The organism is Acidobacteriota bacterium (genome assembly GCA_026707545.1).
GTDB lineage: Bacteria > Acidobacteriota > Thermoanaerobaculia > Multivoradales > Multivoraceae > Multivorans.
In genome coordinates, this window is the sequence record JAPOWR010000001.1 from 2,677,903 (window position 1) to 2,691,426 (window position 13,524).

The 13,524-nt window shown below is 69.5% G+C and carries 13 protein-coding genes; 5 read left to right on the forward strand and 8 right to left on the reverse strand.

The window, feature by feature from the left end; genetic code table 11:
• Positions 1-29 precede the first annotated feature (29 nt).
• Genes OXG83_10560 through OXG83_10585 form a run of 6 tightly spaced genes read right to left on the reverse strand, consistent with a single transcriptional unit; the run spans position 30 to position 5,451 of the window.
• A complete protein-coding gene (locus OXG83_10560) occupies positions 30-1,502 on the reverse strand; it encodes a sulfatase-like hydrolase/transferase (protein MCY3965473.1) in 1,473 nt (490 codons plus the stop codon).
• Positions 1,495-2,082: a 2-oxoacid:acceptor oxidoreductase family protein gene (locus OXG83_10565; GenBank protein MCY3965474.1), complete on the reverse strand. Its 588-nt coding sequence runs from the start codon at positions 2,080-2,082 to the stop codon at positions 1,495-1,497. Before OXG83_10565 ends, OXG83_10560 begins: the two co-directional genes overlap by 8 nt.
• Positions 2,079-2,915 (reverse strand): thiamine pyrophosphate-dependent enzyme, encoded by an 837-nt coding sequence (locus tag OXG83_10570; protein ID MCY3965475.1) that lies wholly within the window; start codon positions 2,913-2,915, stop codon positions 2,079-2,081. The genes OXG83_10565 and OXG83_10570 overlap by 4 nt, the downstream gene beginning before the upstream one ends.
• On the reverse strand, positions 2,908-4,170 hold the full coding sequence (locus tag OXG83_10575; protein ID MCY3965476.1) for a 3-methyl-2-oxobutanoate dehydrogenase subunit beta: 1,263 nt from the start codon (positions 4,168-4,170) through the stop codon (positions 2,908-2,910). Before OXG83_10575 ends, OXG83_10570 begins: the two co-directional genes overlap by 8 nt.
• Positions 4,167-4,475 (reverse strand): 4Fe-4S dicluster domain-containing protein, encoded by a 309-nt coding sequence (locus OXG83_10580; protein MCY3965477.1) that lies wholly within the window; start codon positions 4,473-4,475, stop codon positions 4,167-4,169. The genes OXG83_10575 and OXG83_10580 overlap by 4 nt, the downstream gene beginning before the upstream one ends.
• Positions 4,465-5,451 (reverse strand): phosphoglycerate dehydrogenase, encoded by a 987-nt coding sequence (locus OXG83_10585; GenBank protein MCY3965478.1) that lies wholly within the window; start codon positions 5,449-5,451, stop codon positions 4,465-4,467. The genes OXG83_10580 and OXG83_10585 overlap by 11 nt, the downstream gene beginning before the upstream one ends.
• 71 nt (positions 5,452-5,522) lie before the next feature.
• On the opposite strand from OXG83_10585, the gene OXG83_10590 reads away from it, so the two are divergent.
• Genes OXG83_10590 through OXG83_10610 form a run of 5 tightly spaced genes read left to right on the forward strand, consistent with a single transcriptional unit; the run spans position 5,523 to position 11,731 of the window.
• Positions 5,523-7,382 carry a DUF3604 domain-containing protein gene (locus OXG83_10590; protein ID MCY3965479.1) on the forward strand — a complete coding sequence of 620 codons (1,860 nt, stop codon included), beginning with the start codon at positions 5,523-5,525 and terminating at the stop codon, positions 7,380-7,382.
• Positions 7,379-8,857: a VCBS repeat-containing protein gene (locus tag OXG83_10595; protein ID MCY3965480.1), complete on the forward strand. Its 1,479-nt coding sequence runs from the start codon at positions 7,379-7,381 to the stop codon at positions 8,855-8,857. Before OXG83_10590 ends, OXG83_10595 begins: the two co-directional genes overlap by 4 nt.
• A gap of 44 nt (positions 8,858-8,901) precedes the next feature.
• Entirely contained in the window at positions 8,902-9,855 is a 954-nt protein-coding gene (locus tag OXG83_10600; GenBank protein MCY3965481.1) for a hypothetical protein, read from the forward strand.
• Positions 9,852-10,841 (forward strand): hypothetical protein, encoded by a 990-nt coding sequence (locus OXG83_10605; GenBank protein ID MCY3965482.1) that lies wholly within the window; start codon positions 9,852-9,854, stop codon positions 10,839-10,841. Before OXG83_10600 ends, OXG83_10605 begins: the two co-directional genes overlap by 4 nt.
• Complete coding sequence (locus OXG83_10610; GenBank protein ID MCY3965483.1) at positions 10,838-11,731, forward strand: hypothetical protein; 894 nt, start codon at positions 10,838-10,840, stop codon at positions 11,729-11,731. The genes OXG83_10605 and OXG83_10610 overlap by 4 nt, the downstream gene beginning before the upstream one ends.
• Positions 11,732-11,768: 37 nt before the next feature.
• Here the strand turns inward: OXG83_10610 and OXG83_10615 are convergent, their stop codons facing one another.
• Both OXG83_10615 and soxC read right to left on the reverse strand, forming a co-directional pair.
• Entirely contained in the window at positions 11,769-12,305 is a 537-nt protein-coding gene (locus OXG83_10615) for a cytochrome c (GenBank protein MCY3965484.1), read from the reverse strand.
• Positions 12,292-13,500, reverse strand: coding sequence for a sulfite dehydrogenase (soxC, locus tag OXG83_10620; GenBank protein ID MCY3965485.1), 1,209 nt, complete (start codon positions 13,498-13,500; stop codon positions 12,292-12,294). Before soxC ends, OXG83_10615 begins: the two co-directional genes overlap by 14 nt.
• Between the last annotated feature and the right edge of the window lie 24 nt (positions 13,501-13,524).

Consider the following 13,524-nt stretch of genomic DNA (forward strand, 5'->3'; position numbering starts at 1 on the left):
CGAACCCCTTCGGCCTGGTCGCCGTCCGTTCAGAAGATGAGTTCGATCACCTCGTCGTCGACCGTGCCGGCGGTGCCCCGGTTGCTCCACCACCGCGGCTCGACGAGTTCGCTCTCCCAGGCGTCGAGGGCGCGCTTGAGTTCTTCGAGTACCGCCTGCTCGTCGTCGGCTAGCGGGGACCGCTCGCCGAGGTCGTTCTCCAGGTCGTGCAGCCGGTTCAACTGGCCGAGCGGCGACCCGTGGGGCGCTTCCCAGTCCGGGAAGAGAGCGCCGAGGAGCGGAAGCGAGGCGACCTGCTCCTCGGAGGCGCGGTTGACCTGCCACAGCTTCCAGTCGCCGCGGCGGACGGCGCGGTTCGGGCCGGCCCGCCAGAACAGGGTCTCGTGGGGAACGCCGTCGACCTCGCCACGGAGGTAGGGAAGGAGATCGACGCCGTCGAGCGGCTTCTCGGGAAGTGAAGCGCCTGCGGCCGCCGCCAGCGTGGGCAACAGGTCGAGCGACGACACGGCCGGCCGGTAGACCAGGCCCGGCTCCACCCTGGCCGGCCAGTTCAGCAGGAAGGGCACGCGGATGCCGCCTTCGAAGAACCAGCGCTTGCCACCGCTGAGCGGACCGTTGGTGCACCCGCCCTGGAGGTAGAAGGCGCAACCGTTGTCGGAGAGGAAGACGATCAGGGTGTCGTCCTCGACGCCGTGCTCCCGCAGCCGGGCCCTGACCTCGCCGACGCTGTCGTCGACCGCCGAGACCATGGCGGCGAAGATGCGCACCCTCGGATCCTCGATGTGCCGGTACCGGTCCAGGTACTTCGCGGTCGCCTGCAGCGGGGTGTGCGGCGCGTAGTGGGCGAGGTAGAGAAAGAAGGGCCGGTCGTGGTGACGGTCGATGAAATCGAGCGCCTCGCGGGTGAGGACCTCCGTGAGGTACTCGGTCTCCTCGACGACCTCCCGGCCCCGGAAGATGGGTCGCTCCCGCACCTCGGCGAGCGGCAGCGGGCTCCAGTTCTCGACCCCTTCGGCGGACGGCTCGATGTAGATCGTGCCGCTCTGCATGCCGAAGAACTCGTCGAAGCCGCGGTCGAGGGGGTGTTTGCCGTCGCCCCAGCCAAGCTGCCACTTGCCGACGGCGCCGGTCGCGTAACCGGCGGAGCTCATGACCTCGGCCAGCGTCGGGTCGTCCGGGTTCAGACCGTAGTCCCGGCCCGACGGGTTGAACTCGTAGCCCTGCCGCTGCGGGTAGCGGCCGGTCATCAGACCGGCGCGCGACGGGCTGCAGACGGCCGCGGTGACGTAGCCGGCCTCGAAGCGGACGCCGCCGCGGGCCAGTTCGTCGATGTTCGGGGTGTCGATGATCTCGCTGCCGTAGATGCCGACGTCGCCGTAGCCGAGGTCGTCGGCCAGGATGAAGACGACGTTGGGCGGGCGGCTTGCCTGTTCGGTGGCCTGCTCCGCGGCGCATCCGAGTGCGGCGACGAGGGCGACCGTCAACACGATCTGTTCACGCAACACGGTATTCCTCCGGATCGATCTGCGAAACGGCCTCGAGCACCGCCCGGTTGCCCGGCAGCAGCTTGTGGCGCCACACCGGCAGGTAGTCCTCCATGCCGGCGAGCAGTTCGTCGATCGTGAAGTGGCCGGCGATCAGGTTGTAGACGCCGAGCATGCCCATGTTGGCGAGGCCCGGCGCGCCGCCGTCGCGGGCCAGCTGGAACACCGGCACGCCGTAGGAACGGACGCCTTCCAGGGCCGGCGGGTTTCTCACCCGCGAGCTGTCCCACAGAATGAGCCCGTCGGGCTCGACGCCCGGGCCGTACGACAGGTAGCCGGCGTGGTCGAAGGCAAGGACGGCCGTGTACGACTCGATCACCGGGTTGTCGATCGGCTCATGGCTCGACAGGACGACCGTGCCCTCGACCAGACCGCCCCGGGTCTCAGGGTTGTAGTCGGAGGTGTAGGCCATGTGCCAGCCCTTGGCGGCCGCCGCGTAGCCGAGCGTCTTGAGGCAGGTGAGGAGCCCGGCGCCGCCCGTGCCGGCACCGCCGACCCGCTCGACCACATTGCCGTTCACGCCAGCGCCCGCGCTCATCGCACCCGGATCGGCGGGTAGCCCTCGGGCACCGTCGCCTCGCCCATCTCGAAGTACTTCATGATCTGGTCTTCGATGAACTGGTTCGAGCTCTCCGGCGTGAACGTGACGCCGCCGCCCTTCCAGTTCACGTTGCAGTTGCCGAGGCAGTCGATGACCTTCATCCCCTTGATCCCGGCGAGGTGGATCTCGAACGCGCGCCGGATCATCCGGCTCGCCTCGCGGTAGCGCACACCCGAGGTCAGGGCGCAGCGCCCCGCGTAGACGACGCCGGGGAAGTGGGCCAGCGTCTTGATGATGTCCATGGGATAGCCCATGACCTCCTCGTCGCGGCCGCCCTGGAAGGTGGTCGTCGGCACTTCCTTCGTCGTCGTCGGGCCCATCTGGCCGCCGGTCATGCCGTAGGCGTTGTTGTTGTAGATGACGACGATGAAGTTCTCGCGCCGGTTGCAGGCGTGCATCAGGCCGGCCAGGCCGATGCCGCAGGCGTCGCCGTCGCCGGAGTACTGGACGACGATCTGCTCGGGCGCCATGCGGGAAACGCCGGTCGCCGTGTCGCTGGCGCGGCCGTGCGGCGAGAGCACGGTGTTCACCTCCATCTGCGCCGCGATCGTCGAGCCGCAGCCCACGCCCAGGGCGAGGATCGTCTTCTCCGCCAGGTCGAGTTCGGTGACCAGGTCGCAGAGGATCTGGCTTACCGAGCCATGCCCGCAACCGGGACACCAGGACGAAGGCAGTCCGGTGTGGACATCGAGCTGAGGCGAGATCTTGCGCGCTTCGACGCCCTCGGGAGGCGTGTAGCGCGCCGGCGCGCGGGCGGCTGGTTCAGTCACGTCCGACCTCCGGGATCACTGTGTTCTTGCGGATGCCGAGCAGGTTGTCGAGCATGGCCTGGGCCCCCTCCTGTCCCCGCCGGGCGGCGAGCTGGTCGAGCATCTGTTTTCGCGCCGGCGGATGGGTGTCGGCGAGGTGGAAGGCTGTGGGATGGACATCGTGGAAGCCGCGTGGCTCCACCGGCTGCCCGGCGGCCATCTGGCGGATCGCTTCGAGCACGGCCCGCGCCGGGATCGCGAGGGCCGGCTGTCCGAAGAACTGGACGGGGCAGCGGCCCCCGACCGCCAGGCGCACGTCGGTCAGGGCCTGGCCGAAGTTGATCTCGACCGTCAGCACCTCACGGGCGCTCGAGGCAAGCTCCCCGAGCGGCGCCTCCGGGAACGGGAAGAGGGTGATCGGCCGGAACAGCCCGACCTTGATCCCCTCCTCGCGCGCGTTCCTGACCGCCTCCTTCGCGATCCGGGCCATGATCCCGTACGCGACAACGACGAACTCCGCGTCGTCGCACAGGAAGCTGTCCCAGCGGGTCTCATCCGCGCGCATGCGCTCCAGCTTGTGCTGGATCTCGTAGCAGACCATCGTGTCTAGTTCGGGCGTGCGGGCGGCGCCGACCACCCGGCGTTTCTCGCGCAGCGAGCGGTCGAGCGCCCAGGTCTTGTCCGGCAGATCGCGTTCCGGCACCTCGAAGGGCTGCAGCGTCTCGATCATGTTCGCCATCTTGCCGTCGATGCAGACGACGGCAGGGATGCTGTAGAGGTCGGCGACGTCGAAGGCCTCGGCGGTGAGCTGGACCGTCTCGGTGATCGTCGACGGCGCGAACAGCGGCAACTGGTAGTCGCCGTTGCCGAGGCCGCGGAGCATGCGGATGTCCGACTGCGCCGGATAGAGACCGCCCGAGACGCCGACGTGGGCGCGGGTGAGCGCCCCCAGCACCATCGGCGTCTCGGCGCCGGCGGCGTTGGTCAAGCCGTCGATCATCAGGGTCAGCCCCGGGCCGACCGACGCGGTCATCGCCCGCTTGCCGCACGCCGCGGCCCCGAACACCGCCATGACGCTCGAGATCTCGTCGCCGAGCTGCTGGAAAACGCCTCCATGCTCGGGCAGGGCCTCGGCGACGTACTCGAGCAGCTCGGTCTGCGGGGTGATCGGATAGCCGGCGAAATAGTCGAGGCCAGCGACCATCGCGCCGATTCCCATTGCGTGGGCGCCCATCGTCGGCTTGCCGACCGGCGGCACGAAGGGCTGCTCGCTCATGGCAGCTCCTCGTGCGGGACCGGCTCGTCAAAGCGGAAGACCTCGATCGCCTGGTCGGGACAGACCATCGCGCAGAGGTTGCAGCCGATGCAGTACTTCATCAGGTCCGCCTCGACGACGACCGGCCGCCAGCCCATCATGTTGGCGCCCCGTCCCGGTTCGATGATGCGCACCGGGCACGCCGGGATGCAGAGATCGCAGCCCTTGCAGAGCTGCTCGAAGATCTCGATGTAGCCGCGTTGGACGTCCGGGCGCGGGACCTCCTTCGCCTCGATCAGGTGGCCCGATGCGCCGTCAGCAGACACGATGGTGCGGCTCCTCTCCGCGCAGGACGCGGTCGACGTTGGCGATGCTCTCCCTGATGGCGTCTATCACGCATTCGTTCGTGCTGCCGCCGCTGTGGGGAGAGAGAAAGGCGTTCGGCGCGCCGAGCAGCGGGTTGTCGGCCCGGATCGGCTCGACGCTGAACACGTCGATGGCGGCGCCCGCGATCCGGCCCTTTGCCAGCGCGTCTGCGAGATCGTCTTCCTTCACGATGCCACCGCGCGAGGTGTTGACCAGGAACGCCGACGGCTTCAACAGACCGAGTTCCCGAGCCGCGATCAGATCCCGCGTCGTCCCGGTGAGCGGCACATGCAGGCTGACCACGTCGGACTCCCGCAGCAACTGTTCGAAGGGGAGCCGCACGACACCGAGTTCGCGTTCGGCGGCGCTCGGCACCAGTCCGCGCTCGCGTTCGCGCTCCGGCGTGCTTGCCGAAAGAAGCTCCATCTCCATGCCCTGAGCCCGCTTCGCCACTTCGTGGGCAATCGCCCCGTAGCCGACCAGCCCGAGCTTCTTTCCACGTACCTCGTGGCTGCCCCTGGCGAACAGCGCCGGATACGGGTTCTCCAGCCGGCGCAGCGCCGCCGTCGCATCCTCCATCCGGCGCAGCAGGAAGATGCACGCCATGATCACGTACTCGGCGACCGACACGGCGTTGGCCTGCGGCACGTTGCACACCGGGACCCCGAGTTCCCGGGCCGCGCCCACGTCGATGTTGTCGACGCCGACCCCGACCTGCTGCACGAGTTCCACGCCGTTCAGGAGTTCCAGTTCGGCCCGTCCCACCAGGTACGGGTGGGTGGTCAGCAGGGCGCGCGCGCCCTCTGTCAGTTCGGCGGTCAGGTCCTCGTTGCGGTGGACGAAGCAGGCCTCCCAGTGCGCCGGGAAACGGGCGATCCGGTCGCGCGGACCCGGCGGCACCAGACAGATCACCTTGCTGCTTCGCGTATCGCTCACTCTCCTACCGACCAGCTTCGCTATCGCTACACTCAACATCCTACTCCCAACCACGTTCGAGGGATCACTCAATGAGATGGAAAGGTCTTGCGGCTAGCGCGCTTCTCGCTCCGGCCCTGGTCGCTGGCTGCGGGTCGCCGGCCGGCGACCCCGGCGACGACCCGGGCGCGCCCGACCAGGCGACCGCGCCGCAGCCGAATCCGCTGCGCAACGCCTACTACGGCGACCTGCACGTCCACACCCGCTTCTCGATGGACGCCTACATCTTCGACGTCCGGGCCACGCCGGACGACGCCTACCGCTTCGCCCGCGGCGCGCCGCTCGTTCACCCCGCCGGCCACACGATGCAGCTCCGGCGGCCTCTCGATTTCCAGGCGGTCACCGACCACGGCATCCTGCTCGGCGTCCTGCCGGCGATGGACGACCCGGAGGATCCGCTGTATCAGGTCCCGCTCGCCAGGGAACTGCGCGAGCTGGGGCCCTCCGAGGGCTTCCAGCGCGGGCTCCAAGCCTACCGAGCCGGCGAGTTCCACAAGATCGACGGCAGCGAGGCCAACCGCGACGCCTGGCAGCGCATCGTCGAGTCCGCCGAGCGCCACAACGACCCGGGCGCCTTCACCACCTTCATCGGCTACGAGTACACGACCACCGCCGCCGACACCGGCAACCTCCACCGCAACGTGATCTTCCGCGGCAGCGAGGCACCGGAGGTGCCCTTCACGGCAATGGACTCGGACAATCCCGAGGACCTGTGGGCCTGGCTCGATGGGCTCCGCGACAACGGCGTCGAGGCGCTCGCCATCCCCCACAACTCGAACGGCAGCAACGGCAACATGTTCAGTCCGTTGACCTTCGGCGGCGATCCGCTGGACGCCGAGTACGCCGAGACGCGGATGCGCAACGAGCCGATCGTCGAAGTGACCCAGGTCAAGGGCACGTCGGAGGTCCATCCGCTGCTGTCGCCGAACGACGAGTGGGCCGACTTCGAGATCATGCCCTACCGGGTCAGCAGCACCCTGCCGAGCGAACCCCAGGGAAGCTACGTGCGCACCGCCTATCTTGACGGCCTGCTGCTCGAAGAGACCCAGGGCTTCAATCCCTTCCGTTTCGGTCTCGTCGCCGCCACCGACACTCACAACGCCGGCGGCACCCCGGACGAGGACGACTACCACAGCAAGGTCGGCAGGCGCGACGGGACGCCCCAGCTTCGCGGCTCCGTGCCGCTGGACGAACCGAGTCCGGACGGCTCCCCCGCCTACGCACAGACGTACTTCCAGATGTGGGGCGCTTCCGGCCTGACCGGCGTCTGGGCCGAGGAGAACACGCGCGACTCGATCTACGACGCGTTCCGGCGCAAGGAGACGTTCGCCACGACCGGGCCGCGGATCCAGGTCCGGTTCTTCGGCGGTTACGACTTCGACGCGAATCTCGCGGACGACCCCGAGATGATCGCGAAGGCCTACGAGCAGGGCGTGGCCATGGGCGGCGACCTGCTCGCGGACGGCGAGCGCGCGCCGAAACTGCTGCTCTGGGCGTCGGGCGACCCGGAGAGCGCGGGTCTGCAGCGACTCCAGGTCATCAAGGGCTGGGTCGACGGCGACGAGGCGCACGAGGCCGTCATCGACGTCGCCTGCTCCGACGGCGGCACGCCCGCGGGCGACCCGCCGCGCTGCCCCGACAACGGCGCGACGGTCGACCTGTCGGACTGCAGTATCTCCGAGGACCTGGGCGCGGCTGAACTCCGCGCCGTGTTCGAGGACCCCGGGTTCGACCCGGGCCAGAGGGCGGTCTACTACCTGCGGGTGCTCGAGAACCCGACCTGCCGCTGGTCGACCTGGGACGCGATCCGCGCCGGCGTCGACCCGCGACCCGGCGTGCCGACGACGATCCAGGAACGCGCCTGGTCGTCGCCGATCTGGTACCGGCCGTGAGAGCGGCCTTTCTCGCCGCCGTTGCCGTGGCACTCCCGGCCTGCCAGACCACCGAGACTCCCGCCTCGAACCTCGTCGCCGACATGCCCACCCGCGCCCAGTCCCAGGACGGCCAGTGGATCTCCTGGCGCGAGCACATCATCGATGACGTCGCCACCTCTGGGGTGGCGATCCGCGGCGGCGACGGACTCGAAATGGCCGACCTCGACGGCGATGGCTACCTCGATGTCGTCTCGGTCCACGAATCGGACACCGAGTACGGCAACGTCGGCCAGGGCCACGTCCGGCTCGCCTTCGGCGGCCCCGATCCCACGGTGTGGCACCTGGCCACTCTCGCCGAAGGGAACGAGGCCGCTGCCGCCGAGGACGTCGCCATCTCCGACTTCGACGGCGACGGCGATCTCGACGTCGTGGCCGCCTGCGAACTGGCCCATCTCATCTACTTCGAGAACCCCGGCACCGGCACCGAAGAGGCGGCCGCCGCGTTGCGCAGCGGCGCGTGGCCGCGCGTGATTCCGTCCGTCACGAAGGACCGCGGCTCCTACATCCGGGTGTTCGCCGGCGACCTCGACGGCGACGGCCGGCCCGAGGTCGTCGCCCCGAACAAGGGCGCGCAGAACCCGGATCGCCAGACCACCGAGAAGCACGCGATCTCCTGGTTCGACACGACGGCCGATCCGCTCTCCGGCGACTGGGCCGAACACGAGATCGTCCGTGTGATCTGGCCGATCAACTCCCAGACCGTCGACCTCGACGGCGACGGCGACACCGACGTCGTCGGCGGCTCAACAGGCGAGGGACGCATCTTCTGGTTCGAGAACCGGAGCGCGGACGACGGAGACGTGGCGCTCGTGGAGCACCTGATCAGCATCGAAGGCACGACGACCACCGCCGACACCGTCCGGCCGCCGAACGCCCCGCCGACCGGCGCGCTGCTCAACGGCTTCAACATGGCTTTCGTCGACCTCTCGGGCGACGGCCGGCTGGACCTCGCAACGGTCGAGTTCGGCGGCGTCCTGGTGTGGCTGGAACAGCCGGCCGATCCGGCGGGCACGTGGCAGTTGCGGCCGATCGGCCGCCTGACCCCGGACAACCTGGTCGGCTTCGCCTTCGCCGACATCGACGGCGACGGGGATCTCGACGCCATGTCGGGCGCCTACAGCCGCAGCGGACGGGCCGCCGACCAGGAAGTCCAGCCCCATACGCCGCTCGGCCGCCTCGCCTGGTTCGAGAACCCCGGGGACATCGACGGCGAGTGGACCCGGCACGACATCTCGCGCCGCAAGCGCGGCATGTTCGACAGCTTCGTCGCCCGCGACATGGACGGCGACGGCAACGTCGACTTCGTCGGCACCCGCGGCAACAGCGCCGAGTTCGACGGCGTCTTCTGGCTCGAACAGGTACGCACCGACGAACCGGTCACCGCCTTCGACCAGGCCCGCGAGGTCGAAAGCGAGCAGATGCCGCTGCCGTGACGACTGCTGACCGACGGCGCGCGCTCGAGTCCGTCATTCGGTCGATGGCACGGGACCTTGCGATCGACCTCGTCGGATTCGCCTCGACTGCCGACCTGGAACAGCGCCTCGGCGAGCGCCACCGCCCCTCCACCCTCAGCGCCGAGTCCCGCACACTCATCGTGCTCGGCAAGCGCACGCTGCGCGGGGTGCTGTGGGCAAGACACCTGCCCAGCAAGCAGCTGGCCGGCGGGCGGACCCTGCGGGCCCTCGAGTTCGCCGCCGAACGGATTGCGTTCGACCTCGAACGCCGTGGCGCGCTCGCACTGCCCGTGTCCCCGGCATCGCTCGACTTCGAGAAGAGGACGCCGGGTGACCTGCTTCCAGCCGGCCAGGGCTCGCCGCTGCTACGCGAGGGTGCCGCACTCGCCGGCCTCGGCACGCTCGGCCTGAACCGGATGGTGCTGACGCCGGAGTACGGGCCGCGCGTCTTCCTCGCCGGCGTTCTGACCTCGGCGGAGATCGAGCCGGGCACCGAGCTTCCGGAAGAGCTCTGCCTCGGCCTCGAGGAGTGCGGCCGCTGCGCCGCGATCTGCCCGGCCGACGCGATCCCGCGGCGAGCGCACCGGGGCGCCCGGCTCCCGGCGATCCGCGGTCTCGACGAGCGGGCCTGCGCCCGGAGCTGCCAGCCCTTCGGTTTCGAGGCCTTCAGCGACCACCTCGCCTCGATCTTCGAGGCACGCACCGGCGACGACATGTGGCAACGGATGCGCGGCCGCAAGTCCGGCGAGATCTGGTCCGAGATGGCGATGATGAAGGAGGCGGCGCTCACCGGCTGCAGCGAGTGCGTCCAGGTGTGTCCCGTGGGACGCGACTACGAGCGGCTCCGCTCGTCCGTCCATCGCCGCCACGACCTGCCCGACCGGCTGCCGCGCAGCGAGGCGGACGGTTTCGTCGAGATCGAGAACCTCGGGCCGCAGATCCGCCGCCGCACCACCTGGGAGCAGGAGCGCCGGTGAGCCTGAAGCAGGATCTCGCCCGGTACGCCTTCGAGCGGGGGGCCGACTCGGTCGGCGTCGCCGACGTCGCGGCCTACACCGCCGTCACCGAGAGCGGCCAGGTGCCCAACTACCTGTGCGAGGGAATGAAGAGCATCGTCGTCGTCACCAAGCACCTGCTGACCGGCGCGATGGCGCTCCAGGACGTGGCGACCCAGTCGACGAACTCGCACCTGGCGCTCGATTCGGCCGAAGAGACGACCTGGGAGATCGCCGAGTGGCTCGAGGCCCGCGGCCACTGCGCGCTGCCGGTCTCCGGCGAGTACGCCGACCTGGACCTCAAGTGGACCGGGGCGGGATTGCTAGACCTCAAGTGGACGGCCGAGTTCGCCGGCCTCGGCCACGTCGGCCTCAACCTGAACTTCCTGACCCCCGAGTACGGCTCGCGCGTCTACCTCGGGGCGCTGATCACCGACGCCGAACTCGAGCCGGACGAACCGCTCGACCGCGACCTCTGCCCGGGGCTTCGCTGCGGCCGCTGCGCCGTGATCTGCCCGCCGAAGGCGATTCCCCTCAAGGCGTCGAAGGAAGAGAGCGTCAATGACATCCGCGACCTCGACCAGCGGGGCTGCTCGCAGGCGGCGATGCGGATCAGTATCCGCTCGCTCTACGTCGTGCTGCGCAAGCTGCTGAACGCCGAGGTCGACCTCGACGTCTCGCAGGTACTCGACAACCGCTACTGGCGCGACTTCTTCCTGGCCACGAACAGCAAGCGCGGCGCGTTCGCCGCCTGCTTCGAGTGCATGTACATCTGCCCGGTCGGGTCGCAGGACATCCGCAAGATCATGCGCATCCCCTACCGCCGACAGGACCTGCCGCCTGGCAGCGTCGTGCACATCCGCGGCGAGCAGGAACACGAACTCGTCTTCCGCGGCCCGCCGGGCGAGCGCGACCCGGAGTACATCCGCGACCGCGACTTCGACCATCTCGTCCACATCGGCGGATGAGCGCGCCGGCGAGCGGCAACGGCGCTGGCCCGGCGATCGACGCCGAGGCGATCAGAGGGCAGGCCAAGACCCTGGGGATCGACCTGGTCGGCTTCTGCTCCTGGCAGGACCTCGAGGCGGAAGCCCCGGACTACGACAAGCCGTCGCAGCTCTCGACCTACCTGACGCGCCTGATCGTTCTCGCCAAACGCTATCCCACCGGCGTCGCCCGCTCGCCCGACGCCGCGTTCCGCCAGTACGCCAACGGTCGCGTGGCGCGCCATCTCGAGGAGGCCGCGGGCGGACTCGCATACTGGCTGGAGCAGCGCGACGCGATCGCCTGTATCCTCTCGGCGGCGATCCCCGACCTGCGGCGCCAGCCGATGGCCTATGCCGGGCCGGGCGGGCAGGGCTCGCTGCTCCTGAGACAGGCAGCGGCCGCGTCAGGACTGGGCACGCTCGGCCTCAATGAGATGATCCTGACGCCCGAGTACGGCCCGCGGGTCTTTCTCGCCGGCGTCCTGACCGACGCGGAGGTCGAGTGTGGACGGCCGCTAGCCGAGGAACTCTGCCCCGGCCTCGAGGACTGCGGCCGTTGCGCCGAAGTCTGCCCCGTCGCGGCGATCCCGAACGCCGCGCCACCGGGCGCCCGACTGGCCGAGGTCCGCGGCCTCGACGCCGAGGCGTGCGCCCGGGCCTGCCAACCGTTCGGACCCGATCGCATGGTCGACCACCTCGCCGACCTGTTCGCCTCGAAGTCCGCCGCCGAGGCGGTCGAGATTGCCCGTAGCTCGGCCACGCAGCAGATCTTCTACAACCTGACCGTGCAACGGCAGGGCGCCTACACCGGCTGCCAGAGCTGCCAGTTGGTGTGCCCGGTCGGCGAGGACTACGCAACCATCGACTGCTAGACCACTGGTTGCCGGCCCACCCAGTGTGGAGCCTCGTCTAGCGCGTGTCCGGCCGGTCGTCCGGGACGAAGCCGCCCCGGTTCGGCATCTCGACCTTGGGCAGGCTTTCCCGGTCGAGCACCGCGTCCTCAGTGACGAGTCCCATCAGGTTCAGCAGATGGGCGACGACAGCGTAGATCTCGTCGTTGGTGAGTGAACCCGGCGCCTCGTATGGCATGGAGCGCCGGACATAGTCCCAGAGCGTGGTCGCATAGGGCCAGTAGCTCTCGACCGTCTTCCGCGGACGCTCCGAAGTCAGGCTGTCGCGCCCACCGACAAGCGCCGCGGCGTCCTCTCCCTGGGCGTTTCGACCGTGGCAGGCGGCACAGAACTGCTGGTAAACGGCCCTGCCTTCCCCGGCGGTTCCGCGGCCTCCGGGCAGGCCCTTGCCGTCGGGGAACACGGTGTAGCCGGCGGCGCTCAGTTCCTCGGCGGTGACTTCGTGGCCGAGGCCGGTGCGCTCCGACTCGGCAGCGAGCGCAGCGCCCGCGACGACGCTGAGGGCGGCAGCCAGCAAGCCGCTACGCCTCGACATTCGTGACCTCCCCCGACTCATGGACTTCCCACGCCTTGATCCGGTTGTTGTGGTAGATCGTCGACCGCCCCCGCGCCTCGAGAAGGGCCGCCAGGGTCGGCTGAACGTATCCCGTGTCATCGGTCGCCCGCGACATCAGGACGTGGCGGCCGCCGTCCCATCGCCACGGAGACCGGAACCGCGTGAAGGACTTCGTGTAGCTGGGTCCCTCGATCTCGGCGTTGGCCCACGAAGCACCCGCGTCCGTGGAGACCTCGACGCGGCGAATCGCGCCCCGCCCCGACCAGGCCAGACCACGGATCTCGCAGAAGCCGGGCCGATCCAGCTTCTGCTCGCCCGAGGGCCGGGTGATCACCGACTTCGCGTCCATGACCAGCGTGAACTGGCGCGCCTTGCCGTCCGGCAGCAGATCCGTGTACTTCGAGGTTTCGTCCCGGGCCATCGACGGCATGTGCGCGACTTCCAGCCGGCGCAACCACTTGACGCTGATGCTCCCCTCGCAACCGGGTACCAGCAGCCGCAGCGGATAGCCCTGCTCGGGCCGGACGGCCTCGCCGTTCTGGCCGTAGGCGATCATCACGTCGTCGAGCGCCCGTTCGAGCGGCACGCTGCGGCTCATCAGCCCGGCGTCGGCGCCTTCCGCGACGACCCAGCTCGCCTCCAGCTTCACGCCGACTTCGTCCAGCAGGTCGGCGAGGAGCACTCCCGTCCACTCGCTGCAGCTTGCGAGCCCGTGGCTGAGCTGCACGTTCGCCGCACCGGCTGGCGACCACTCCCGGGCGCTGTTGCCCGAGCACTCGATGAAGTGGAATCGGGAGACGGACGGCATACGGACCAGGTCGTCCATCGAGAAAACGAGCGGTCTGTCGACCATCCCGTGGATCGTCAGCCGGTGGGTCTCCGGGTCGATGGCCGGCACGCCCGTGTGATGGCGCTCGAAGTGGAGCCCGGACGGGGTGACAATGCCCTCCAGATCCGCGAGCGGCGTGTTCGAGGACGACGCCGTCGCGTCGGGAGCGCGGCTCCATCGCCTGGAGTTCTCGAACGACGACGGCCGCCCGTACTCGCTCGGGGTCTCGCCGAGATCCCGGATAGGGCCGGTCGTTTGCGCCCCGGCTGCGGGATGGAGCGAGCTCGCGGCGGCGGCGCCGGCGAGTCCGAGGAAGGCGCGGCGGCTTGGTCTTCGCTTGCTCATGCCACTCTCCTCCTGAGGTTGAGT

What these genes read in the sequence shown, in the direction of transcription:
- OXG83_10565 (MCY3965474.1), bottom strand. Translation starts at nt 2,082, where the DNA reads ATGAGCGCGGGCGCTGGCGTGAACGGCAATGTGGTCGAGCGGGTCGGC.
- OXG83_10575 (MCY3965476.1), bottom strand. Translation starts at nt 4,170, where the DNA reads ATGAGCGAGCAGCCCTTCGTGCCGCCGGTCGGCAAGCCGACGATGGGC.
- OXG83_10590 (MCY3965479.1), top strand. Translation starts at nt 5,523, where the DNA reads ATGAGATGGAAAGGTCTTGCGGCTAGCGCGCTTCTCGCTCCGGCCCTG.
- OXG83_10600 (MCY3965481.1), top strand. Translation starts at nt 8,902, where the DNA reads ATGGCACGGGACCTTGCGATCGACCTCGTCGGATTCGCCTCGACTGCC.
- OXG83_10610 (MCY3965483.1), top strand. Translation starts at nt 10,838, where the DNA reads ATGAGCGCGCCGGCGAGCGGCAACGGCGCTGGCCCGGCGATCGACGCC.
- OXG83_10615 (MCY3965484.1), bottom strand. Translation starts at nt 12,305, where the DNA reads ATGTCGAGGCGTAGCGGCTTGCTGGCTGCCGCCCTCAGCGTCGTCGCG.
- soxC (MCY3965485.1), bottom strand. Translation starts at nt 13,500, where the DNA reads ATGAGCAAGCGAAGACCAAGCCGCCGCGCCTTCCTCGGACTCGCCGGC.